This is a genomic window from Candidatus Obscuribacterales bacterium (assembly GCA_019744775.1).
In the GTDB taxonomy this organism is placed as follows: Bacteria; Cyanobacteriota; Vampirovibrionia; order Obscuribacterales; family Obscuribacteraceae; genus SBAT01.
In genome coordinates this window covers 326,155-349,215 of the sequence record JAIETZ010000003.1, presented here as the reverse complement: position 1 = coordinate 349,215, position 23,061 = coordinate 326,155, and the positions used below count along the sequence as shown (strand labels likewise).

23 protein-coding genes and 2 tRNA genes are annotated in these 23,061 nt (G+C 46.6%); 15 read left to right on the top strand and 10 right to left on the bottom strand.

Annotated features, from left to right (window positions below):
- The first annotated feature begins 40 nt into the window (after positions 1–40).
- The gene (locus K2Y22_08270) at positions 41–832 is read left to right on the top strand and encodes a hypothetical protein (protein MBX9878439.1); all 792 of its coding nucleotides are present in this window, start codon (positions 41–43) and stop codon (positions 830–832) included.
- Positions 833–854: 22 nt separating this feature from the next.
- On the opposite strand, the gene K2Y22_08265 is transcribed toward K2Y22_08270, so the two are convergent.
- Complete coding sequence (locus tag K2Y22_08265) at positions 855–1,604, bottom strand: tetratricopeptide repeat protein (GenBank protein ID MBX9878438.1); 750 nt, start codon at positions 1,602–1,604, stop codon at positions 855–857.
- A 174-nt stretch (positions 1,605–1,778) separates the two neighbouring features.
- Between K2Y22_08265 and tmk (K2Y22_08260) the strand changes: the two genes are divergently transcribed.
- On the top strand, positions 1,779–2,435 hold the full coding sequence (gene tmk / locus K2Y22_08260) for a dTMP kinase (protein ID MBX9878437.1): 657 nt from the start codon (positions 1,779–1,781) through the stop codon (positions 2,433–2,435).
- Positions 2,436–2,453: 18 nt separating this feature from the next.
- Positions 2,454–3,158 (top strand): dTMP kinase, encoded by a 705-nt coding sequence (gene tmk / locus K2Y22_08255; GenBank protein ID MBX9878436.1) that lies wholly within the window; start codon positions 2,454–2,456, stop codon positions 3,156–3,158.
- A 106-nt stretch (positions 3,159–3,264) separates the two neighbouring features.
- Here tmk (K2Y22_08255) and dtd read toward each other — a convergent pair whose 3' ends face one another.
- Entirely contained in the window at positions 3,265–3,705 is a 441-nt protein-coding gene (dtd, locus tag K2Y22_08250; GenBank protein MBX9878435.1) for a D-tyrosyl-tRNA(Tyr) deacylase, read from the bottom strand.
- Between the two features lie 120 nt (positions 3,706–3,825).
- On the opposite strand from dtd, the gene K2Y22_08245 reads away from it, so the two are divergent.
- Positions 3,826–3,902: transfer RNA gene (locus K2Y22_08245), tRNA-Met, on the top strand.
- 234 nt (positions 3,903–4,136) lie between these two features.
- On the opposite strand, the gene K2Y22_08240 is transcribed toward K2Y22_08245, so the two are convergent.
- Positions 4,137–4,210, bottom strand: a tRNA-Gly gene (locus K2Y22_08240).
- A 138-nt stretch (positions 4,211–4,348) separates the two neighbouring features.
- Here K2Y22_08240 and moaD point away from each other — a divergent pair.
- The 7 genes from moaD (at position 4,349) to K2Y22_08205 (ending at position 9,283) form a co-directional block, all read left to right on the top strand.
- Entirely contained in the window at positions 4,349–4,600 is a 252-nt protein-coding gene (gene moaD / locus K2Y22_08235; GenBank protein MBX9878434.1) for a molybdopterin converting factor subunit 1, read from the top strand.
- A 1-nt stretch (position 4,601) separates the two neighbouring features.
- A complete protein-coding gene (locus tag K2Y22_08230) occupies positions 4,602–5,045 on the top strand; it encodes a molybdenum cofactor biosynthesis protein MoaE (GenBank protein ID MBX9878433.1) in 444 nt (147 codons plus the stop codon).
- Positions 5,038–6,021, top strand: a complete 984-nt coding sequence (gene moaA / locus K2Y22_08225; protein ID MBX9878432.1) for a GTP 3',8-cyclase MoaA — start codon at positions 5,038–5,040, stop codon at positions 6,019–6,021. The genes K2Y22_08230 and moaA overlap by 8 nt, the downstream gene beginning before the upstream one ends.
- 12 nt (positions 6,022–6,033) lie before the next feature.
- Positions 6,034–6,951 (top strand): bifunctional molybdenum cofactor biosynthesis protein MoaC/MoaB, encoded by a 918-nt coding sequence (moaCB, locus tag K2Y22_08220; protein ID MBX9878431.1) that lies wholly within the window; start codon positions 6,034–6,036, stop codon positions 6,949–6,951.
- A gap of 12 nt (positions 6,952–6,963) precedes the next feature.
- The gene (locus K2Y22_08215) at positions 6,964–8,190 is read left to right on the top strand and encodes a molybdopterin molybdotransferase MoeA (GenBank protein MBX9878430.1); all 1,227 of its coding nucleotides are present in this window, start codon (positions 6,964–6,966) and stop codon (positions 8,188–8,190) included.
- 73 nt (positions 8,191–8,263) lie between these two features.
- Entirely contained in the window at positions 8,264–8,713 is a 450-nt protein-coding gene (locus K2Y22_08210) for a hypothetical protein (GenBank protein ID MBX9878429.1), read from the top strand.
- 111 nt (positions 8,714–8,824) lie between these two features.
- A complete protein-coding gene (locus K2Y22_08205) occupies positions 8,825–9,283 on the top strand; it encodes a hypothetical protein (protein ID MBX9878428.1) in 459 nt (152 codons plus the stop codon).
- Position 9,284: 1 nt separating this feature from the next.
- On the opposite strand, the gene K2Y22_08200 is transcribed toward K2Y22_08205, so the two are convergent.
- Genes K2Y22_08200 through K2Y22_08185 form a run of 4 tightly spaced genes read right to left on the bottom strand, consistent with a single transcriptional unit; the run spans position 9,285 to position 15,491 of the window.
- Positions 9,285–10,889: a GNAT family N-acetyltransferase gene (locus K2Y22_08200; protein ID MBX9878427.1), complete on the bottom strand. Its 1,605-nt coding sequence runs from the start codon at positions 10,887–10,889 to the stop codon at positions 9,285–9,287.
- The gene (gene xdhC / locus K2Y22_08195) at positions 10,879–11,682 is read right to left on the bottom strand and encodes a xanthine dehydrogenase accessory protein XdhC (protein ID MBX9878426.1); all 804 of its coding nucleotides are present in this window, start codon (positions 11,680–11,682) and stop codon (positions 10,879–10,881) included. Before xdhC ends, K2Y22_08200 begins: the two co-directional genes overlap by 11 nt.
- A gap of 9 nt (positions 11,683–11,691) precedes the next feature.
- Positions 11,692–14,040 (bottom strand): xanthine dehydrogenase molybdopterin binding subunit, encoded by a 2,349-nt coding sequence (gene xdhB, locus K2Y22_08190; protein ID MBX9878425.1) that lies wholly within the window; start codon positions 14,038–14,040, stop codon positions 11,692–11,694.
- Positions 14,031–15,491, bottom strand: coding sequence for an FAD binding domain-containing protein (locus K2Y22_08185; GenBank protein ID MBX9878424.1), 1,461 nt, complete (start codon positions 15,489–15,491; stop codon positions 14,031–14,033). Before K2Y22_08185 ends, xdhB begins: the two co-directional genes overlap by 10 nt.
- 235 nt (positions 15,492–15,726) lie before the next feature.
- Here K2Y22_08185 and hisC point away from each other — a divergent pair, with 235 nt between their 5' ends.
- The 4 genes from hisC to K2Y22_08165 all read left to right on the top strand — a co-directional run bounded on the left by hisC (position 15,727) and on the right by K2Y22_08165 (position 20,021).
- On the top strand, positions 15,727–16,875 hold the full coding sequence (gene hisC, locus K2Y22_08180) for a histidinol-phosphate transaminase (GenBank protein ID MBX9878423.1): 1,149 nt from the start codon (positions 15,727–15,729) through the stop codon (positions 16,873–16,875).
- Between the two features lie 187 nt (positions 16,876–17,062).
- Positions 17,063–18,961: a molecular chaperone DnaK gene (gene dnaK / locus K2Y22_08175; GenBank protein ID MBX9878422.1), complete on the top strand. Its 1,899-nt coding sequence runs from the start codon at positions 17,063–17,065 to the stop codon at positions 18,959–18,961.
- Positions 18,939–19,373 (top strand): heavy-metal-associated domain-containing protein, encoded by a 435-nt coding sequence (locus K2Y22_08170; protein ID MBX9878421.1) that lies wholly within the window; start codon positions 18,939–18,941, stop codon positions 19,371–19,373. The genes dnaK and K2Y22_08170 overlap by 23 nt, the downstream gene beginning before the upstream one ends.
- A gap of 171 nt (positions 19,374–19,544) precedes the next feature.
- Positions 19,545–20,021 (top strand): hypothetical protein, encoded by a 477-nt coding sequence (locus K2Y22_08165; protein ID MBX9878420.1) that lies wholly within the window; start codon positions 19,545–19,547, stop codon positions 20,019–20,021.
- A gap of 53 nt (positions 20,022–20,074) precedes the next feature.
- Here the strand turns inward: K2Y22_08165 and K2Y22_08160 are convergent, their stop codons facing one another.
- The 3 genes from K2Y22_08160 to K2Y22_08150 all read right to left on the bottom strand — a co-directional run bounded on the left by K2Y22_08160 (position 20,075) and on the right by K2Y22_08150 (position 23,061).
- Positions 20,075–21,241: a homogentisate 1,2-dioxygenase gene (locus K2Y22_08160; protein ID MBX9878419.1), complete on the bottom strand. Its 1,167-nt coding sequence runs from the start codon at positions 21,239–21,241 to the stop codon at positions 20,075–20,077.
- Positions 21,241–22,365: a 4-hydroxyphenylpyruvate dioxygenase gene (gene hppD / locus K2Y22_08155; GenBank protein ID MBX9878418.1), complete on the bottom strand. Its 1,125-nt coding sequence runs from the start codon at positions 22,363–22,365 to the stop codon at positions 21,241–21,243. The genes K2Y22_08160 and hppD overlap by 1 nt, the downstream gene beginning before the upstream one ends.
- 78 nt (positions 22,366–22,443) lie before the next feature.
- Entirely contained in the window at positions 22,444–23,061 is a 618-nt protein-coding gene (locus tag K2Y22_08150; protein MBX9878417.1) for a hypothetical protein, read from the bottom strand.

Genomic DNA, 23,061 nt, shown 5'->3' with positions numbered 1-23,061 from the left:
TTGAATTGACAAGTCCAGGCATTTAATTGGGAGAGCTACAGTGAAAGCACATCTGGCTGGAATACTCGCAGCTTCATTTTTAATCTCAACCGCTACGGCAGATGCCGCGCGGCAAGACTCTCACAGCCCACGCTTCGCGCCTGCACCATCCGTGGTGCCAATGCACGCAATTGAGCCGAAAAATGTTCCGGACTTTGCTGATGATGCCAGCGCCACTCGGGCTTTAAACGGCACAAGCTCATCCAAAACAGCATTGCAATCAAGTCTTGAGTCAACCACATTGCCTGTGCAAACAAAACTGAAGCTAGTCGTTGAGCAAGTAATTGACGCTCGCCAAAGCAAACCCGGCGACATCTTCGAAGGGCACTGCAAAGAAGATCTCTTTGTCGGACGCAGTTTATTATTGCCGAGAGGCAGTCTTGTTAGAGGTCGCGTTGTCGAAGTATCGAAACCACGTCTAATTAGCCGCGCCGGAAAAATTGGTTTAAGACTTGAACAAATTGTCACACCAACAGGTGAAGTTATTCCTCTTGATGCCGCTCTAGAATTTCAAAAGGGCGTAACCAACACTAAAGGTGAGTTAGATCCCGGTACCAACTTCGGCACTCGTGTCGGTGGCGGTGTTAAATCAGTAACCGGCATGAATTCGCAAGGAGCCGCACGCGGTGCATTAGTAGCAGCCAACATTGCTACCCTTGGTGCACCGGCTGTTGCAACACTGATCGGCGGATCAGCGATTGCTTTGTTCCGCTCAGGCGACGACATTAGCCTCATGCCTGGTCAAGAAATTGAAATCATGCTCACCAACGAACTCGGCGTGCAATTGAACTAATTTACTTACTTCAGCAAATCGCTTATTTCGTAACAGACTTCAGTGTTGAAACTTGTGTGTGCGCCGGCATTACGTGCTTAGCTTGATATGTTTTGCCACGAATTTGTTGACGTAAAAGTCCCAAATTCTTCTCGAACATTTCGTTAGTAGGATCAAGAGCCAAAGCATGCAGGAATGCTTCGTGAGCTTCCTCTAGATAGTCACGACACTGGTAGATGACACCCATGTTGTTGTAGACCATGGCATTGTTAGGCGACAACTTCAAACACATTTTGTATTCGGTAAGCGCTTCTTCATAGCGTCCGGCGCGCACCAAAACATTTGCCAGGTTGTAATGCCCTTCAACGGAGCGATAGTTGATTGCAATTGCCTTGCGCAATTCCCACTCAGCATCTTTCAACTGATTTTTCTTTGCCAACATACTTCCAAGGTTGACATGGGCATCGACTAATTCCGGCTTAACTTCAACTAGCTGGCGATACTTGGCAATTGCCTGATCGTCTTTTCCACTAAGCACATACAAAAGCGCCTGCTGTCCCCAGGCTTCGTAATAATTGGGGTTTAATTCGAGAGCGGCATCTAATTGCTTCTGTGCCTCTTGATAGCGTTTTTCCTTGATGAAGGTCATCGCTTGCTTCAAATGCGGTGCCGGATCAAGCTTTTCGGGATGCAGCGCCTTCAATTCTTCGGCCGAAGCTGCTGTCATGAAGAAAGAAAGCAGTGTACAACCGGCGACGCTCAACAAGACTGGCAAATGGTTTTTTCGATTCATCTCTAGATATCTTGACGAGTTAAAACGTATTTACAGTGAGAATATTACCTAAGGTATCAGCTTAAAACAACTGAGTAATTGGGTATAGCAAAAGCGTAACGGCTCTTAATGCCAAGACGATATAATTACTTCCCGTGCCGCTTTACGGCTCGTTATCCCTTTGTCAGAAAACTTATGCGTTTATTTCAAGAACATAATTACCCAGGAAAATTGATCGTCGTCGAAGGCGTCGATGGTTCCGGAAAATCAACTCAGCTTAGCTTGCTCAGAAATTGGCTGGAATCTCGCGGACATAGCGTGATTTTCACCGAATGGAATTCATCCAAGTTAATTTCCAAAACTATCAAGCAAGCTAAGCGTAGCAACAGCTTAATTCCCGTAACTTTCAGCATCTTGCACGCTACAGACTTTGCTGATCGTTTGGAGAACATCATTATCCCTGCGCTAAAGGCAGGGCTGATTGTTCTAGCCGACCGCTATTGCTTCACGGCCTTTGCCCGTGACGTTGCTCGCGGCGTGGACAAAGATTGGGTACGCAACCTTTACGGATTTGCCATTCGTCCCAATGGCGCATTTTATTTCCAGGTGCCGGTGGAAGTTTCGCTGCAACGCATCGCTAACAGCCGCCTGCCCGGATTTTACGAAGCTGGTATGGATGTCGGCTTGTCACCGGACCCGAAAGAGTCATACCAAATGTTTCAATCAATAATCATCAACGAATACGACAAGATGATTTCAGAATTTGGATTCCACTCAATGCCTGCTACGCGGCCGATTCACGAACAGCAAATGCTTTTCCGTGAACAAGCTGCAAAAGTATTGGGCATATAGGCTTTAGAGGATTGAATTGTGGCTCACGCATATCCCGGTAAGTTAATTGTTTTAGAAGGCACGGACGGTGTTGGACGTTCAACTCACGCCGAAATGTTGCAGAACTGGTTAGCCGTCGAAGGCTACGGCGCTGTAATGACCGAATGGAAATCATCAGAATTAATTTCCACAGCTATCGACAAAGCAAAGTCAAAAAATGCTTTGAACACCATTACCTTCTCGCTGCTCTACGCAACAGACTTGGCAGATCGATTGCACAACATAATCGTGCCGGCATTGCGCGCAGGTTTAATTGTTATTGCAGACCGCTACTACTACACAGCCTTTGCTCGTGACGTTGTTCGCGGAGCCGACCAAGCATGGGTACGCAAACTATACGGCTTTGCCGTAGAACCCGATCTCGTCTTCTATTTGAAGATGCCTCTTGAAGGTCTCTTGAAGCGAATCATCACCACTCGCGGCGGCTTAGACTTCTACGAATCCGGTCGCGACATTGGTATGTCCACGGACTTGTATCAATCTTTCAAACTCTATCAGTCGAAGATTCTGCAAGAGTACGACCACATGGTCGACGAATACAACTTCAAAGTCTTGGGCGCTGATGATCCAATCGAAACGGTGCAGAAACACCTGCGCAACGAATTGAAGCCATTGTTGATGGAAACACACTCCAGCATCGAATCAATGAGCAGCAAACCAGGTCGTTTGAATATCTCGGCTTAGGTGGCATACAACAGTGAAAGCGAAGGATTGCGACAGAGCAATCCGTAGCGAAGCGTGGAATGCCGGACGGCAAGCGAAGGTGAAGCGGAGCGAAACCGGAGCAATATTAGTTCGTATCTAAGATCAAAGTAACGGGCCCATCGTTGACCAGCTCGACTTTCATGTCGGCCGCGAAAATGCCTTTTTGCACTGGAACATCTAGTTGTTCCAGGCAAGTACAGAAGTGCTCGTATAGGCGGTTAGCTTGATCCGGCGGCGCTGCTGACGTGAATGCCGGGCGGCGTCCCTTCTTCCACTCAGCCATCAGCGTGAACTGGGAGACGACTAAGGCTCCGCCGCCAACGTCCTTGAGCGAGAGATTCATCTTGCCGTTCTCATCACCAAAGATGCGCATATCGGCAATCTTGCCTGCCAAATAGGAACACTCGGATTCGCTGTCTTCGGGCTGTACTCCAAGAAGAATGACTAAGCCATGTCCTACCTGCCCAACCACCTTCTGATCGACAGTCACAGAACCTTTCGATACTCTCTGTAATACTGCTTTCACTGTCAGTTCCTTCCCCGCACGGCGTTTCCAGCGCTCTGAACCACATTTAACCTCAAGGGCTTAATGGCAAGCCGAAGTATGTTACCATTCAAATTGTCAGGAATGTCCCTGTCCACTTAACGCGGGGTGGAGCAGTCCGGTAGCTCGTTGGGCTCATAACCCAAAGGTCGTAAGTTCAAATCTTACCCCCGCAACCAAGTACCCAGAAAGACTAGGTTAAAGACCTGGTCTTTTTGCTAACAAGCAACAGCGAGAACGCAGCGTCGCGAGGAGCGATGCAAGGAGACGACACTAAATGTGTCGTCGGATGGAGCGTGGGTTGCCGGATGGCAGCGGAGGTGGAGCGAAGCAAGGAGACAACCCAGTGGGTTGTCTGACCGGAGCGATTAAGAACAAAAAAGCCCGGTCGCTGACCGGGCTTTTTTGCTAATTGGAGCGGGTGAGGGGAATCGAACCCCTGTATGAAGCTTGGAAGGCTGCCGTTCTACCATTGAACTACACCCGCATTCAAGCGCTGCATCACATACTATCACAGGCTGCAATCACTAAATTTCGGTCAAGAAAAGCCTCATCTAAGCCCGCAGTATGCGACAATTAACCTTCTTGACATTGAATGGGGTCTAGCCCCCGAAGAGGCTTTGGCATGGCACAGCCTAAAGACCTGGAAATTCAGTATTACGCACTTTTGCGTGAGCAATCAGGGACGTCTACGGAGTCTATTCAGACCGTTGCTCAAACTGCCGGCGATCTTTATCAAGAATTAGCACAACGGCATGGCTTTTCTTTGCGAATGGATCAATTGCGGGTTGCTGTTAACGAACAGTTTGCAAGTTGGGACAAACAACTTCAACACAAAGACACCGTGGTTTTCATTCCACCCGTGGCCGGTGGTTAACATGTTCAAGTTATCAAAAACAACAATTGAAATAGAACCATTAAAGTCCGCCTTGTCTGATCCTCGTGCCGGTGCTCTTACGACATTTGAGGGCTGGGTACGCAACCACAACGAAGGACACGATGTGACATTGCTTGAATATGAGGCAATGGAATCTTTGGCAATAACTGAAGCCGAACGCATCATAACCGAAGCCAAAGAAAAGTTTTCTATCTACGACGCAATCTGTGTGCACCGAAAAGGTGCTCTACAAATTGGCGATCTTGCCGTTTGGCTTGGTGTTACTGCCGCACACCGCGGTGAGGCATTTGATGCTTGCCGATACATCATCGACGAGATAAAAACACGTCTGCCGATATGGAAAAAAGAACACTACAAAAATGGAACTTCCGGCTGGGTCAATTGCCAATGCTCACATCCAGCCGAGGTAGGCACGCATGAATAAGCTCGTCGACACCTTCGGCCGAAAACATACTTATCTGCGCATTTCTGTTACTGATCGCTGCAATTTGAGATGCTCCTATTGCATGCCTCCTGAAGGTCTTAACTGGAAAGAAAAAAGTGAAATTCTCACGTATGAGGAAATCATTCGTATAGCTCGTGTTTTTGTTGATCTCGGCATTACAAAAATTCGACTAACTGGCGGCGAGCCGTTAGTCCGCAAAGACTTGCATGTATTGATTGAACATCTGTCTCAATTAAAAGGCATCCAGACAATTGCAATGACAACAAATGCAGTTTTGCTGTCACAGCAAGCACCTGCCCTGAAAGCTGCCGGCTTGACTGCTTTGAATATTAGCCTAGACACCCTACAAAAGGCTCGCTTCACCGAAATAACCAAGCGCGATGACTATGACAATGTAATGCGCGGGATTAGTGCAGCACTTGATTCCGGATTTGCTCCACTCAAGTTGAATGTCGTCGTCATCAAAGGGTTCAATAACGATGAGTTGATCGACATTGTGAATTGGGCAAAGGACAAACCAATAAATGTTCGCTTCATTGAATATATGCCTTTCAAGGACAATCATTGGCAGCCTGAAGGCGTATTTTCTTACGCTGAAATGCGCGAGCAGCTAGAACAGCAATTCACCCTTACCCTACTAGAAGTAGAACACGGGGCAGTCGCTAAAGACTTTGCTATTGAAGGACATATTGGAACGGTGAGCTTTGTTACATCAATGACGGAAAGTTTCTGTCATACATGCAACAGGCTGCGTCTGACGGCAGACGGTTCCGTTAAGTCGTGCTTGTTCTACTTACCTGAAGTAAATCTTCGCGACGTTTTACGTAGAGGCATTACCGACGAAGATTTAGCTCTCATGATTCAATCAGCAGTCCTGATGAAACCAGAAGCTCATCCTCCGATGGAAGAGTTGGCTAGTGTGGCTAATAGATCAATGATTGAAATTGGTGGATAACCGGAGATAACCATGCGTGACGTTTCAGCAAAAGTAAAAACATTGAGGACTGCTACGGCAAAATCCATCCTCAAAGTAAGTCCAACCACAATTCAGATGATCAAAGACGGTAAGATTCCAAAAGGAGATCCGCTACCGGTGGCAAAAGTCGCTGCAATCCAAGCGGCAAAAAACACCAGTCAAATTATTCCTTACTGTCATCCACTACCGATTGACTATGTAGGAGTGGAGTTCAATCTGAACAAAGACTCAATTGAAATCTCTGCCACAGTCAAAGCCGTTTATAAAACCGGCGTCGAAATGGAAGCCCTTACAGCTGCTTCTGTCGCTGCGCTCACAATTTACGACATGACAAAAATGCTTGATGAGGCAATGGAAATATCCAGCACCGTGCTCGTCAACAAAACAGGCGGCAAGTCGGATTTTAGGCAGAAAGTATCTGGATTAAAAGCAGCGGTTCTGGTTATGTCCGACACTATTGCCGCCGGCAAGAAGAGCGACCAGTCTGGACAGGTAATCGTTGATCGTTTGAAAAACGAGGGACTGGACGTCGTTGACTATCAGGTCATTTCCGATGATCCACAAGGCATTGCAGCAGCGATAAACGAATACGCAGACGACAAGAAAGTAGATTTGATCGTCACTACTGGCGGCACAGGTACAAGCCCGCGTGACAATACCCCACAAGCATTGGTTGATCTTTTAGATCGCGAAATCCCTGGGATTGCCGAGACTATGCGAGCATATGGACAAGAGCGTACACCGTATTCCATGCTTTCGCGTTCTATCGCCGGCACGCGCGGCTCAACTTTGATAATTGCCCTGCCTGGCTCTCAGGGTGGCGTCAAAGATTCTCTCGACGCAATATTTCCCGCAGTAGTTCATGTCTTCAAAATGCTGCGCGGCGCAAATCACGACGCAAAGAACTAGCCTTCACTCAATATGATTACATTCGACGAAGCTCTCCAACAAATTCTCTCGAACGTGCCCTTGATGCCGGCAAAGCGTCTCACATTGGAGACTCTGCCGGGCTTCGTTATAGCTGAACCAGTTGTCGCCAATTTCGATATGCCGCTTTTCGATAATTCCGCCGTTGATGGCTTTGGTGTGCTCAGCAACACAACACAATCAGCGAGTGATACTGCGCCATGCAAGTTAACTCTACAGGCAACTATCCAAGCAGGCGACCACGCTAATTACACGCTTAACGAAAACAGCGCATTGAAGATACTGACTGGCGCACCGGTGCCGGCAAGCGTCGATGCAGTTGTGATGAAAGAATTTACCGAAGAATGCAACGGCTCAGTACTTATCAAACAGTCTGCTTCTCCGGGCATGAATATTCGCCGTAAGGGTGAGGAGTTTCGTGCAGGTCAAACTGTATTAGAATCAGGTATGCTCGCCAACGCTTCGGTGATTGGACTTCTGGCGACACTAGGTTATTCTTCATTTTCTGCTTACAAGAAACCAACTGTGGCAGTTATGTCTACAGGCAACGAGCTTGTGCAGCCTGGTCAATCTCTCAAGCCTGGACAAATTTACGATTCCAATTCCTTTGCTTTAGCTACCGCCTTGAATTCATTAGGATTGTTGGGCGTAGAAAAGCTGCACGCTAAAGATGATCCTGACTCGACGCGTAAAACACTCCAAAAAGCATTGCAAGCCGATGTAGTAATTTCTTGCGGCGGTGTCTCCGTTGGTGATTATGACTTTGTCAAAGACATAGCTGAGGCTATGGGTATAAAAACCATTTTCTGGAGAATTGCTATTAAGCCAGGCAAGCCGGTTTATTTCGGGATTCTCGATAACGGCAATGCACAAAGAAAGCTCATCTTCGGGCTTCCAGGCAATCCCGTGTCAGCTCTTGTGACTTTCCATCAGTTGGTTAAACCAGCTTTGCTGAAAATGATGGGACTCAACTATCAACCACTTAAGCTAACGGCAAAGTTAACAGCTCCACTCAAAAAACAAGCCGGTCGCATGGAGTTTGTCCGCGGCAGACTGGCATCCGAATCGGGTCAACTTGTGGTCAGCCCCGCCAAAGGACAAGACTCGCACATGATGGGCGGCATCGCCAAAGCTGATTGTCTAATTTACTTCCCGCTTGAGGCTCAGGTGCTCAATGCCGGAGACATAGTTACTGTCGAACAACTTAATTGGACTCTCTAATCAGACAATTAATGTCCAAAATCGCCTGATGCCTGGCTAGTAATAATAGCCAGTGCAACAGAGGACTATTACCATGCCATGTTTTGACCGTCAGACAACCAAGCTCACGAATCTAGAGTCAACTTCAACCGACAACGTCAGGCAGGGTCAATTTGGTAATGCGTCGTCTTACAAGGACCAAGTCTCTGCGTTACGCAAAGATGACCAATTAAAAGAGTCGACTTACTCATTTATGTTGGCCCAAGCAGCCGACGATGTTTGCTATCCAACCGATGCTGACCATGCATTCGACAAATTTAGAATCTGCATTGAAACGAGTACACTGCGCAAAGCACTAAAAAGCAAAGATGCCGATGAAATCAAAGATGCATGCGATGAAATCAATAGCAATGAAGATGCATGGGATGTGCATAGCCGACTAACTTCGGATGAGCAGTTGAAAGTAGAACTTCTGTATTTGACAGACAAATCAGGAAAACCGGTTGAAAGGCTGATACCTAAAAAACAAAAGAAAGCACACTAATTCATACACGTTTTCGTGTAAGTAGAAGAGGGAATTTACTTCAACTCCATCACTATCTATACTTCAATTACTAGCTATCTGGGGGATTTTCCGTAATGCGGAGAACCTCAAATGTCCCCCAAAGAAAGATACTGGCATTTATTTGATAGTGATCTAAAAATGAAATCACTGCCGAAAGGCTTTACTGATCAGGCAGGTCTATTTGATCAAGAGGCATACAACGTCAGACAAGAACTCGCTAGTTTTCATGAAATACCTGCCGATTTTCCGGATGGTATTCAACTTAGTAAGCAAGATACAGCACGAATCGACAAAGAAGCTCAAGATATTCATTGGGCACTTAATTACCCGTCCTTTTCCCAAGTAGAATCTTGCTGCCGGCTAATCAATAGAAATGGTGATGCCTGCCTCGTCTACAATCGTCTACCCAGAATAGACCAGGAAAGACTGCAACTTCAAGTTGTCGGCAATTTGATTGGCAAACCAACTTACACTCTGGAAAGAAAAGACATCTTTCCGGGACGTTACACCATGGACATCCCATTCCGACCAAGCAACCCAACAATCTAAGTTATTTAGACTCAATCTGAATCAGTGGATTGTCTTTTTCAACGGCTTCTGATTGCAAAGCCTGCTTATCTGATTCAAGGTCTTTCAAGTAAGCATCCCAGAAATCAGTGCTGACAAGCTCGATTGCATCGAGCATTTTTTGATGGTCGCCGCTTTCCATTGGTCCAAAGAATTTGGCTAGTCGGCCTGTAGTCGTTAGTGCGCCGAGTTGCTCTTTGCGCTTTTGGATGCGGTTGGCAATTCGCTTGCCAACAATTGGGCCCTTAGATTTTGAAGCATCCTCTCTTTGTCCGACACCAGCAAAGGTCAAATGATTAGCACCTTTAATGTCCACAAGGTACTTGTTTCCCGCGGGGCTATCCAAATATGGCGCACGTCTGTCTTTCGGCATCGTCCAACCAGTTTGATCAAGACTGCCTGTCATAAACATTGCCGGTCCATGAAGACCTTTCCAAGAAAATTTGTTGTCAAAGCCAAAATCACGAGGTCTGTGCTTTATGCCTTGAGGCGATATAACGAGTATTGCCGCCACTCGACCATCATATGGATTCTTAACCTTAGCAGAAGCAATTTTAGGCACTGTTGCACCACCCAACAGCATAGAGGTGAATGCCCCATATGAATGTCCGCCCAAACCAACATGCGACGTATCCATCACGGCAGGAATTGATGTTTGTATCGATTGAAGCGAGGAAAGAATCAACTTAATGTCAGCCACGCGATTCGCCCAACCGGAGTAATCTGTTGGCAGCACTCTCAAGGTAGACATTAGAGTCTGAAACAACTGCTCTTTATTTGCTGTATTGGTAATTGCATCGGCATGCGATGGCTGAATACAAACAAAACCATTCTTAACCCAATAACTGATCAGGTACCTATATCCATCCTTTGAACCGCCCGCTCCGTGCGAAAAGATGATTACAGGAAATTTTCCTTCCTCTGTTGGATACGTAATTCGCATATGCAGATCTTTATTGCGTTGCTTATCGTGCAAAACAAAATCGTCCACTGAACCAATGCCATCAACTGCAAGGGTAGGCAGGCAACACATCATTGCTGCGAGAAGGAATCCGGCAACTAACAATTTTTTGACAATCACTCTAAAATGCAGGTTATCGACAAGGGCTGTTACACCGCTTTCAGGTTTCAAAAACGGTTCTGTTTCACCGTTTTCTTCGTATCCTAGACGGCGGTACCAGGCTAGCAATTCGTCGCGCGGAGAGAGAACGGAACCTCTGGCCGTGTGACAGCCAAACACTTTAGTGGCATGCTCTTCTGCAGCTGCGAACAGTTGTTTGCCGACTCCTTTGCTCTGCAAATCAGGATCAATTGCCAACATCCCCAAGTAAGCTTGTCCGTTTTTCAAGTTATCTACGCAAATACATCCTGCTAGCATCTTGGAACCGTTCTCTTCTATTTCCGCTACCAACAGTGCCTGATCTTCATTCTTGAGAATTCCGTGCAATTGCTCAATTGTAATTCTTGGTCCTTTTACCAGACTATACTCATTAGTCCAAGAACCTGTTGCCTTACCGCCACGATAGGCGTACTGAATAATTCTTTCCAAATGTACTACATCATTCTCAACAGCCAATCTAGTTTGCACTTTTCACCGCCTTGTCACGTTCCTGAATTAGCTGCGCAATTACGCTTATGGCAATTTCTTGTGGATGATTACTGCCGATATCTATACCTATCGGACAATAAAATGCATTTTGCATCTCTGCCGGCAACCCAGCTTCCAGGACATCCTTTTTCAAACGCTCAGCTTTTGCCTTACTGCCAATTACACCAAGATAAGGGAATTTCCTGCCTTGCTTGAGGATTTCCAAAAGTATTGGCTTGTCTGTTGTATGTCCCATGGTAATGCACATAACAAACGAATCCTCGTCAAGCGATTTCACCATGTCCGGCATATTGGGGGACAGCACAGTTTTTAGTTTCGCTGTTTTGGGCAACTTGTCCAGCCATTCTTGGCGAGGATCAATACAGGTGACATGACAATCAAGTTTGACTAACAAATCAATTAGCGCATTTGCCACATGCCCGGCGCCGAATATGACAATCTTCCACGTATTTAAGTTATATGGCTCAAAAAACAATTTCATTGAGCCGCCACAGGTCATTCCTATATCGCGATCCAGCGCCCAATTTACGAACTTTGTTTCGCGACCATTCTCGCTATTGAGCATCGACTGCGCTTCTTCAATAGCTCTCTTCTCCACCTTGCCGCCGCCGACAGTGCCCAAGTAGTGACCTTCCGATGTAACCAGCATTTTGGAACCGCTGTCTTGAGGCACACTTCCTTGCACATCAACGACGGTGACGGCAACAAATGGAACGCCGCTTTGCAGTAGCTCTTGCAATTTTTCAAAAAAGCTACCCGATTCGGCTTTCATCTCTTACACCTATTTGGCAGCGCCGACAGTTTTCTTGCTGTAATGTGTCATTCGCATCAATATTTCTTCGCTTGTCGCCGGCATTTTCAATCGTGGGATTTCGCCGTTTGAAATAAACGACAACGCATGTTTAACAGCTGTCCAGACTGAAATACCGAGAAGCAACGGCGGTTCACCTACAGCCTTGCTGGCTCTGATGTTCACAACATTGCCCTCGTTGGCAATAAATGCACAATTCAATATTTCCGGAGTATCTTGAATGTTTGGAATTTTGTAAGTCGTCGGCGAGTGTGAGAGCAGTTCGCCTTTCGGACTGTATTTCAACTCTTCAGTTGTTACCCAACCCATGCCCTGAGTGAAGGCACCAATAATTTGCCCTCTATCAATTCCAGGATTTATCGACTTACCGACATCCATCAAAATGTCGACGCGCTTGACCTTAAGTTCACCTGTAAACCGATCAATCAAGACTTCTGAACATGCGGCGCCTTGCGTAAAATACAAGAAGGGGGAACCAGTGCCAGTCTTCCAGCTGAAATCAATACCTTGAGTTGCATAGAAACCGCGCTCACCAAGATTGACGCGTTCGTGATAAGCCAGCTCAACTAATTCAGAGAAGGTCAAGCGCTGTTCCGGGCGGCGCAAATCAAAGATTTGCCCTTTCTCAAATACGATGTGCCCAGGCGAAGGTGTCAGTCCAGCTTCTACCGACGATAAGAACAAGCTTGCACAGTCTATAAGACGTTCTTTTATCTTGATGCAGGCATTGACGGCAGCGCTGCCATTGAGATCCGCAGCTGACGACGCAGCTGTTGCGGACGTGTTGTTGTTCTTGTCTGTTTGCGTCGGCATGACGACAACGCAACCAACATCAATCGTAAATTCGTCCGCCACAAGCTGCCGAATTTTTGTGTTAACGCCTTGTCCCATTTCCGTGGCACCGGTTGTTACCTGCACTGTGCCATCCTTGAAGACCAAGACCAGCGCATTTGCCTGGTTCAAGAATTTAGTATTAAAAGAAATGCCGAATTTAACTGGTGTTAGCGAAATGCCCTTCAAGTGCGTTTTGGATTCTGAATTGAATCGCTTCACAGCTGCCAATCGAGCTTCGTAATCTGAGCTCTTGGTTAACTGCTCGAACAGTTGAGGCAACATGTTGTTATAAACGACTTGCCCATATGGAGTGACATTGCGCTCATTGATGCCATAGCAATTCAGCGTACGAATTTCCAATGGATCTTTCTTCAAATAAGCCGCCACTTCCTCAATAATATTTTCCATGTTGGCGACGCCTTGCGGTCCGCCAAAACCACGGAAAGCGGTATTGGGTGGGAAATTTGTCTTGCAGATGGTTCCTGTTATTTCAGCGTTTTCAATATAGTAGGCATTTTCCGCATGCACCATAGCTCTGCCCATAACAGCTGTGGATAAGTCATTTGCAGCGCCGCCGTCTGTGTACAGGTCAACTTTCATACCTGTAATTAGACCTTCATCTGTAAAACCAACTTTGTAGTTGTTTTGAAATGGATGGCGACCACCTGTGTACATCATGTCGTCATCTTTATTGTAGACAATGCGTGTCGGACGCTTGGTTTTATGAGCAGCCAAGGCAGCCATAGCCGCCGGATGAGTTGCCTGACATTCTTTTCCGCCGAAGCCGCCACCCATGCGTTTGGTTATGCAAACTACCTGGTTATGCTGGAGTCCAAGCACGTGCGCAATTACTTCCTGCACTTCCGATGGATTTTGTGTCGAGGAATGAACGGTTAGGGTATCGTACTCGCCAGGATAAACAATCGCTGCCTGCGACTCCAGATAGAAGTGATCTTGCCCACCATTGATGAAAGTACCTTCAATAACATGCTTGGCGGTCTTCAGAGACTGCTCAACGTCGCCACGTTTAATTACTCGTGTCTCAGCAATAAATTGCTTTTTGGCAATTGCTTCATCGATAGTAAATACCGGCTTGAGCTCTTCAATTTCCAGCTTAATGGCTTTCTTGGCTGCCTTAATTGCCTCCCTTGATTCAGCAGCAATAACTACAACAGGATGTCCGATGAATTCAACGATATCTTCAGCAAGAAGCGTTTCATCAGCAATGATTGGTCCAAATTTGTTGTTGCCGCCAAGGTCTTTATAAGTGTAGAGACCAACTATGCCAGGCACTTTACTTGCTTCTGACAAATCCAGCTTCTTTATTTTGCCGTGGGCAGCCGGACTTGGATAAAAGTCAACGAATAGTTCATTAGACGTAAACGGCATGTCATCGACATAAATTGATTCGCCGGACACATGTCCAGGTGCTGAGTCGTGCGGGATATTGCGTCCAACGACGCCGTCTTCCATATCTATCGGCATGCCAGCTCCTTCTCACTTACACAATCGTGGAAAAACTTCAGCAATATGTTTTCAGCCAACTGATAGCGGAAATCGCTCGAGCCGCGAACATCTGAAATAGGTGTAATTTCGCCTCTGGCAATTTCACCAGCAGCGCGGAATGTGTCTTCGCTTATTGCATTGCCGGTTAAAAATGCTTCTGTCTTCGGCAAGCGCAAAATGACAGCTGCTACACCACCGTAAGCGATTCTAATAGATTCGATTTTATTGCCGGATTTGCGCATCAGCATCGCAGCAGTAAACGTAGAAATATCCAAATTCTTACGCTTCGATACTTTATATAGTTTCAGCACTTCATCTTGCTTGGGTATAGGAATACGAATCTCGCTAATGAGTTCATCAGCGGACATATCCAACTGTTTATAACCCTTATACAGGTTATTCATATTGACGAAGCGAGTGCCTTTGGTGCCGGTGAGTCCAATTTCCGCATTGGTCACAAATAGACATGGCGGTGTATCCGCAATTGGCGAAGCATTTGCTATGTTGCCGGCAAGAGTGCCGGCATTTTTGATTTGTGGTGAGCCAAAGACCCAAAGCATGCGGTGCAATTCAGGAATGAGATCCTTGACGTATTCTTCCAGTTGCGTGAGCGTCACTTTCCCACCGACGTGCAAGACACCGTCGACAACTTTCAGCTCCTGCATCTTCTCCACATTGGAAAGACTCATTATTGATTGCGGATCATAAGCGCGCTTGTTGCAATTGACGCTAACATCCGTGCCACCCGACACAATTACCGTGCCTGGATTTTTGCTTTTAAATTCAACTGCGGAAGTAACATCAATCGGGTTACAGAATTTCTTGCCTTCGCCTTCGATATAAATAGGCGTCTTCGATTGTCTTTTGAAAGTCTCCACCATATGAGCTGATGGATAAAGTTTGTGCAGTGAAACCATTTCATTGGCTGCTACCTGCATGCCGGCTTTGATAATGGACTCATATCCGGTACAACGGCAGAGATTTCCCGTCAAAGCATCCTTAACGCATTGCTCTGTGACTTTGCCGTCACAAGTCTTTGGTCCTTCGCAAGACTTGTCATAAATAGATTGCATTGCCACGATAAAACCAGGAGTACAGTAACCGCATTGAGCTCCGTGACAGTCGACCATCGATTCTTGAATGGCATTCAATTGCCCATCTACTTTTAGACCTTCAACGGTGACAATGTGCGAACAATCAAGTTGGTAGAGGAATTGAATGCAGGAATTCACAGGTTTGTAGGAAACTTCTTCGCCTTCCAATCGTCCAATCAATACAGTGCAGGCGCCACAGTCACCTTCTTCACATACCACTTTGGTGCCTGTTGCTTGCTTGACGTAGCGCAAGTAGCTGGAAAGCGGCATAAAGGCTTTGCTGCCGGATACACGCTGTTCCTTGCCGTTGATGTAGAAAACTAAGTGGTCTCTCATAAAACCCCCGCTCTGGGCGCACGCGCCGCGCCTCTATAAAAGTCACCGAAGTGACCAGACGGCGCTACTTGTGAGATTGGCACATATGATATCCGACGCCAATACTGAATCCAAGATCGAAGAGATCAATTAGAGGCAATTGAACTTACTTTTTATTCCAATTCAAGAGGTTGCCCGAAAGCCATACCAGTGATAACTTTACAGACCACCCTTAATTATCGCTTTAGAAATACACATGGAAACCTTCATCGAACGCCTAGCTCAAAAGTCCGCTTCCGAGTGCCATCATGAAGGCGGTCGTTCCCTTGTATGCCCTCATATTGAAGCTCTCACCCCCTACCAGCCAGGACGTCCACCGGAAGTCCTAATGCGGGAGCTTGGGTTAAAGCGCTTCATAAATTTGGCTTCCAACGAAAATCCTTTTGGTCCACCCAGCAGCTCTCTCAAAGCCATAAAAGCGGCGCAAGGCGAATTGAGCCGCTACCCGGAATCAAGTGGCGCAAAATTGCGCCAAGCGCTTGCCGACAAATACAACCTTTGGATGGAAAACGTCGCTATCGGTTCTGGTTCTGAGAGTATTATGGCTAACATCGTCCGCGCGTTTCTGCACGGCGATGACGAGGCACTAACTTCAGCAGGCACATTTATCGGTTTCCCTGTACTCATCAAAGCACACGGCGTAAACCTAAGAACAGTTCCTTTGCGTAATTACAGATTTGATTTAGAAGGCATTGCTGATGCCATCAATCATCGAACAAAGATCATTTACCTCTGTAATCCAAATAATCCGACCGGAACCATTTTTACTAAGTCAGAGTTCGAGAACTTTATGACCAAAGTGCCTGACCGGGTGCTGGTAATCATGGACGAGGCTTATCACGAATTTGCAGGCAATGCCGAAGAATTCCCCGACTCACTGCACTATCGCTACGACAATTTATTGACCTTGCGCACATTCTCCAAAGCCTATGGCTTGGCCGGCTTGCGCGTAGGCTTTGGCTTTGGTCACGATTACCTCATAGGTTTTATCAATAAGATCAAACTCCCTTTCGAGCCTAATCATCTAGCACAAGTGGCGGCGACAGCGGCTCTCAACGACGGTAAGTACCTAAAACGCTCGATTGAAAATAACCGCCAAGGAATGAAACTCCTTGTTGAAGAATTCGACCGCCAAGGGCTGGAGCACGTAACATCTCACGCCAATTTCGTCCTGGTTGAGACCGGCAGCGAAACTCGCGTCCAACAAATTCACGAGAATATGCTCCGGCAAGGGGTAGCCATCCGACCGCTCAAAGCCTTCGGATTACCGACCTGTTTCAGGGTCACAATCGGTCTGCCTGACGAGAATAGAGCCTTTATTAAAGCTCTTCGTAAAGTGTTGTAGATTTAATTATCTCTTGATATTAATACAGATTATTTATGCCCCAATCGGGGCATAGGGTCAATTAGGCGTACCCGTACCTAAAACCAGCGGTACAGGAATGGTGGTAGCCATAGCGGAACCCAACCCACAGACCCCCCGAAAAGGTCCTGTGGGAAGTTAACTGAGTTTGGGTGGTAGGAAAGCATTAATGGCCAACGACAAAGTTATAGGAATTGACCTCGGAACGACTTACTCTTGCGTGGCTGTAGTTGAGGGTGGACGTCCGGTCATCATAGAAAATGCTGAGGGTGCACGTACAACACCCTCCGTCGTAGCCTTTTTGCCCAACGGCGAGCGCCTGGTTGGACAAGTCGCAAAGCGACAAGCTGTGACGAACCCGCAGCATACGGTTGCTTCGATTAAGCGCCAGATGGGCACGAATGATCGCGTACAGATTGGCGAAGAATCCTACAGTCCGGAGCAAATCTCAGCCATTATTCTGCAAAAACTCAAGGCCGATGCCGAAGCACACCTGGGTGAAAAGATAAGCAAGGCTGTTATTACTGTGCCGGCATACTTCAATGACTCACAAAGAAAAGCGACACGCGATGCCGGTCAGATTGCCGGCTTAGAAGTGCTCAGAATTATAAACGAGCCGACTGCCTCATCCCTCGCATACGGTCTCGATAAAGCTCACGAGAATCAGGTCATTTTGGTCTTTGACTTAGGTGGTGGCACATTCGACGTAAGCATTCTGGAAATAACAGAAGGCGTCTTTGAAGTAAAAGCCACCAGCGGCAACAACCACTTAGGCGGCGATGATTTCGACGCCTGCATTATGGGTTGGATGATAGAAGAATTTCAAAAAATACATGGTATTGATATTTCACGCGACGTGATGGCTGTTTCAAGACTAAAGGAAGCGGCAGAAAAATCAAAAATTGAATTGTCCAGCGCGATGAGCAGCGAAATCCATTTGCCATTTTTAGCTGCCGATGCGTCGGGACCCAAACATTTGCAACTCACGCTGTCACGCACAAAATTCAATGAATTGACTCACCATTTAGTAGAAGCAACATTACTTCCTGTCGAAGCAGCACTATCTGATGCCGGTCTAACGCCAGAACAAATCGACCAGGTGTTGTTAGTCGGCGGCTCAACTCGTATACCAGCAATTCAAGATGGCATTAAATTCAAACTCGGCAAAGAAGCATCCAAATCAATCAACCCGGATGAAGCTGTGGCTCTAGGCGCCGCCATCCAAGCATCGATTATCTCCGGTGAGGTAGTCGACATTCTCCTGCTCGACGTAATACCGCTCTCTCTGGGCATTGAAACCGCTGGCGGACTATTCACGCGTATCATTGAGCGCAACACAACAATTCCTACAAGTAGAACGATGACGTTCACCACCACTGATGATGGGCAAACAACAGTAGAAGTACACGTGCTGCAGGGTGAGCGCGAAGTTGCCAAATTCAATCAGTCTTTGGCAAAATTTTTCCTAACGGACATTCACAGAGCTCCTCGGGGCGTCCCACAAATTGACGTCACTTTTGAAGTCAATGCAGACGGCATCTTGCAGTGTCGTGCAAGAGATGCCGCAACCGGTAGTACCCAGACTGTGACTGTATCACGCACTACAGGACTTGCTCCGGACGAAGTAGCTCGCTTGCAAAAGGAGGCAGAAGAATTTGCCGAACAGGATCAAGAATTGAAGGAACGTATAAGCACCAAGATAAAGGCAGAGACTTTGGTCTTGGAAGCAGATCGCAGCATTCAAAAATATGGTCAATCAGTCGACTCTGAGCTTATCGAGCGAGTGCAGCAAGCACTGGCCAGCATTAAAGAATCGCTCAAGGAGGATGGCGATCAATCTACACTTAAGAGCTTGGTAGCGGGATTAGACGTAGCGCTGCTAGAATTAGGCAGAGCGTTATACGCGCACAGCAGACACAGAAGCGGTGCATCGGCAGAAATTTCAGAAGAAGATCGCGAAGCCATGCACGATCATTTGGACGAGGAAATACACAATCACCATGGACACAGTCACGAAGGCCACATGCACGAGGAAGTTCAAGTTATTGCCATTGACGACTCAGAATAAACTGGTAATTGTCTTTCTAAGTCTGGTCCTTTTTATATGTAATGTTGATCTCGGTTATGCGAGCAACACTACGTCAAGCGCGCAAGCTTTGCATCATGCGAAATTTCGTGTACCAGGCGCAAGTTGCATATCCTGCATAAGACGATTAGAACGTGAAGTGCGTCAAACACCAGGCGTAATTCTTGCGCACGCGGTAAAAACCTCTCCTTTCATTATGGAGCTTTATTACGACAGCAATATATTGAAGCTCACAACAATATTTGACTCATTGAAAGCAGAAGGATATATCGTGAGCGATGTATTGAATGAACCCGTGAATTCAATTCCAGCATTGGCCACTAGCAAAGATGTAAATCCTGAAGAACGTCTGAAATCCTTACCTGCAGACGCGCCACCATTAGTAATGCCCTAAGGCAATACATCGTTTTCGTAGGGGCGCATTGCATGCGCCCTCTTTTCAAATTGCATTTCAAGCGGAAATAAGAAACAACGATTAACGGAGGCTCATTTGAATTGTCACTCGACTATCATCGAGATATGGGGATCCGTCCGATGTTTTACCAATATACGGAGAATCAATTAAATGACAACAGCAATTAAACCAACACCAGTTGAAGCTAAATGGGACACAAAGAAAGTTCGCGAAACAGTCGCTGAAATTCTTGCAGTACGCCATCTCGTGACAGTTAACGTTCTGTCCAAGTACGGCGAAAGCGCAATCAAAGAATTCGAAAAGCAAATGAATGCTAAGAAAGCAGAATGGTACAAGCACGCTGGCGTTAAGACTCCAGTTGATCTCGTCAAAGCAATGGCTGAATTCGAAGCCAACATCTTCGGCAGCAAGATCAAAATCGAAGGCGATGAGAAGAAAGCTTCTTTGACCTACGAAGCCTGTGCTGTTTGGAATGCAATGCAAAAGCATGGCAAGTTTACCCCTAACCAACAAAAAGAACAGGGTGAAATGTTCGAACAGTGCATCAAAGGCCTCGGACAAGAATTCGGCTTCAAAGCGGAAATCAAATTCGAAGAGCCATGCGCAACAATTACTTTCAGCAAGTAATTTCGCACTGACAATCGATCTAAAAAGAGGCAGGTTTGTCCTGCCTCTTTTCTTTATTTGGTCATCCAGCTAAATGGGTAATTTGCATCATCGAATTTATCAGCGTCGACTGCTATTTTCAGCGGACGGAATGTGTCAACCATCACAGCCATTTCGTTTGTTTCTTTTGCACCGAGACTAGCTTCAACAGCACCTGGCTGTGGTCCGTGTGGAATGCCACCCGGATGCAGAGTTATTGAGCCTTTGTCAATCCCGCGGCGGCTCATGAAGTCGCCGTTGACGTAATAAAGCACTTCGTCGCTCTGCAGATTGCTGTGATTATATGGCACGGCAATTGCTTGTGGATGGTAATCAAATAGACGTGGCACAAATGAACAAACTACAAAATTCTGCAGAGCAAAAGTTACATGCACTGGTGGTGGCTGGTGAATGCGTCCAGTTATTGGTTCAAAATCTTCGATGTTGAATATCCAGGGATATAGATAACCATCCCAGCCGGCTACATCGAATGGATGATGCGCCCAGTGATAGCCCATCAAGGCATGCCAGGTTTTAACTTTGACCAGGAAATCCCCACGCTCGGAGCGCGTCTCCAATTTTTCCGGCAGACGGAAATCGCGCGCACAAAAAGGGGAGTGCTCCAACAATTGTCCAACTTCATTGAAGTAATGTTTTGGTAGAGCCACGTTATCCGGTGTCTCAATTACCAAATATCTTGTTGGCTTGGAAAAATCAGGCAGCAGTTGATAAATTGTGCCCTTTGGAATAACTATGTAATCGCCGGGACGATACTTCAGTTGTCCAAATTGTGAATGCAATTCACCTGTACCTTCATGCACGAAGACTATTTCATCTCTATTGCCATTTGAGAAGAAATAATCCATTGCTTTTTCCGGCGCACATGTATACAAGACAACATCGTCATTACCGACTGCCGCTGTGCGCCCGGATATGGGATCGCCGCATGGCTTTGATTCACCAAGTCTAAAATGACGGTGACGCATGCCGGCAGAGTTCGGCAAGTACTGGGGCGTTACATCTTCACTAAGCACTTCCACCTTGGAGATTTCAGTCGGAGGCACGTGATGATACAAGAGCGAATGTGGTCCGCTAAAACCACGCACACCAAATAACTGCTCGTGATAAAGCGTGCCGTCAGCCTTGCGAAATTGCGTATGACGCTTCGGAGGCAGCTCACCCAAGCGATGATAAATTGGCATTAGAGATTTCCTCTAGCAGCTTGTTCTCTTTCCACAGCTTCGAAAAGCGCTTTGAAGTTGCCTTTGCCGAACCCTTGCGCACCTTTGCGTTGAATGATCTCAAAGAACAATGTTGGCCTATCTTCAACCGGCTTGGTGAAAATTTGCAGCAAATAGCCTTCGGATTCGCGATCAACAAGAATGCCGTTACGCTCAAGCTCTTCCAAATCCTCGTCGATTTTACCAACGCGTTCCGGCAAAGCTTCGTAATAAGAATGCGGTACCGTCAAGAAATCGATGCCGCGATCACGCAATTGTGCAACTGTGGCAATAATATCTTTCGTACCAATGGCAATATGTTGAACACCGGGAGCCAAGTAATAATCGAGATACTCTTGTATCTGTGACTTGCCAACGCCTGGTGCCGGCTCGTTGATAGGCAGCTTGATTGTGCCGCTCTTGTTGGCCATAACTTTGGAAACCAATGCCGAATACTGTGTGCTTATGTCCTTAGCATCAAAGTATTGGTAGACGTAAAATCCGAATACTTTCTTGTAGAAGTCAACCCAAGATTCCATACGTTGTGCTTCTACGTTGCCAACGATGTGATCAATGTAAGTAAGCCCAATATTGCCGGCAGATTTCTTTTTGCCTTTGTAATCAGGAGCAAAGGCACCTGTGTAATCTTTTCTTTCAACAAAGGTGTGGATGGTGTCGCCATATGTCTGCACGGATGCGGAAACATAGGTTCCATCTTCGCCTTTGTACTCAACCGGATTACCAACACCTTTAGCACCGCGTGATATGGCTGTCTCATACGTCTTGCGAGCATCTTGTACTTTCATGCCGACGCACTTCACGCCATCACCATGACGATGAACATGTTCAGCAATCGGGTGACCAGGATGTAATGCGCTTGTCAAAACCAGAGTTACATTGTTTTGCTTCAACACGTAAGAAGCTGTGTCACGCACACCTGTTTCCGGTCCGCGATAGCCAACTACATCAAAGCCAAAACCTTTATGGTAGTAGTAAGCCGCCTGCAGGGCATTACCTACGTAAAATTCGACGTGATCAAACCCATCAATTCTGAGTTCCTCAGCGCCGGATGCCATTGCGTCCAACTCTGTTTTTTCTTTTACCATAAGGCATATCCTCATTTGAGCGTTGCTCTCAAGCGCTAATGCACCTGGCAACAAATGCGTACACCTTATTTATAACATTTATGGGTTCAATCCGACTTGCTTGGAAAGTCGCTTAGCGTCGGTATTTTCCGGTTCAAGAATAAGAGCTTGTTTAATCTCTTCGCGCGCCTCTTTGGAATTCTTGTCGAGAGCAATTAATGATTGGGCCAAACCTAAATGAGCCGGTGCGAAATTCGGCGTTTGCTTAAGCAGCGTTCTATATTCGGGAATCGACGCCTTAGCATCGCCTGACTTTCGCAATTGCTCAGCATACTTGAACAAGTAAAGTGAACTGTAGCGAGAGCGATTAACTGCCTCTTTGTAATAACCAGTGGCTTCTTTCTTGCGCCCGGCATGCTCCATGACTTGACCCATCATCATGGCGATAGTGCCTGTCTTTGGATGATCTTTATCCAATGCCTTCAAGTCGGATATTGCCTCATCAACCTTGCCGTCAATTGCTTTTCTCCAGGCAGTTAAGCAACCTGTTGCCACAGCAGAATCCATTTCCGGATCATGCTCTGCAGGTTGAACTTCGGCTGTTTTAGTTTCGCCGTAATTAACTTGCGGCAATTCAGATGTCGGCGATGCAACACGACTAGAACAACTGCACAGATAAACCAGACAGGCAATTGCGGCGCACACATATAAAGTCAT

Coding starts and splice junctions, on each gene's coding strand:
- K2Y22_08265 (MBX9878438.1), bottom strand. CDS start 1,604: ATGAATCGAAAAAACCATTTGCCAGTCTTGTTGAGCGTCGCCGGTTGT.
- tmk (MBX9878437.1), top strand. CDS start 1,779: ATGCGTTTATTTCAAGAACATAATTACCCAGGAAAATTGATCGTCGTC.
- moaD (MBX9878434.1), top strand. CDS start 4,349: ATGGCACAGCCTAAAGACCTGGAAATTCAGTATTACGCACTTTTGCGT.
- K2Y22_08230 (MBX9878433.1), top strand. CDS start 4,602: ATGTTCAAGTTATCAAAAACAACAATTGAAATAGAACCATTAAAGTCC.
- moaA (MBX9878432.1), top strand. CDS start 5,038: ATGAATAAGCTCGTCGACACCTTCGGCCGAAAACATACTTATCTGCGC.
- moaCB (MBX9878431.1), top strand. CDS start 6,034: ATGCGTGACGTTTCAGCAAAAGTAAAAACATTGAGGACTGCTACGGCA.
- K2Y22_08215 (MBX9878430.1), top strand. CDS start 6,964: ATGATTACATTCGACGAAGCTCTCCAACAAATTCTCTCGAACGTGCCC.
- K2Y22_08210 (MBX9878429.1), top strand. CDS start 8,264: ATGCCATGTTTTGACCGTCAGACAACCAAGCTCACGAATCTAGAGTCA.
- K2Y22_08205 (MBX9878428.1), top strand. CDS start 8,825: ATGTCCCCCAAAGAAAGATACTGGCATTTATTTGATAGTGATCTAAAA.
- xdhC (MBX9878426.1), bottom strand. CDS start 11,682: ATGAAAGCCGAATCGGGTAGCTTTTTTGAAAAATTGCAAGAGCTACTG.
- xdhB (MBX9878425.1), bottom strand. CDS start 14,040: ATGCCGATAGATATGGAAGACGGCGTCGTTGGACGCAATATCCCGCAC.
- K2Y22_08185 (MBX9878424.1), bottom strand. CDS start 15,491: ATGAGAGACCACTTAGTTTTCTACATCAACGGCAAGGAACAGCGTGTA.
- hisC (MBX9878423.1), top strand. CDS start 15,727: ATGGAAACCTTCATCGAACGCCTAGCTCAAAAGTCCGCTTCCGAGTGC.
- dnaK (MBX9878422.1), top strand. CDS start 17,063: ATGGCCAACGACAAAGTTATAGGAATTGACCTCGGAACGACTTACTCT.
- K2Y22_08165 (MBX9878420.1), top strand. CDS start 19,545: ATGACAACAGCAATTAAACCAACACCAGTTGAAGCTAAATGGGACACA.
- K2Y22_08160 (MBX9878419.1), bottom strand. CDS start 21,241: ATGCCAATTTATCATCGCTTGGGTGAGCTGCCTCCGAAGCGTCATACG.
- hppD (MBX9878418.1), bottom strand. CDS start 22,365: ATGGTAAAAGAAAAAACAGAGTTGGACGCAATGGCATCCGGCGCTGAG.
- K2Y22_08150 (MBX9878417.1), bottom strand. CDS start 23,061: ATGACTTTATATGTGTGCGCCGCAATTGCCTGTCTGGTTTATCTGTGC.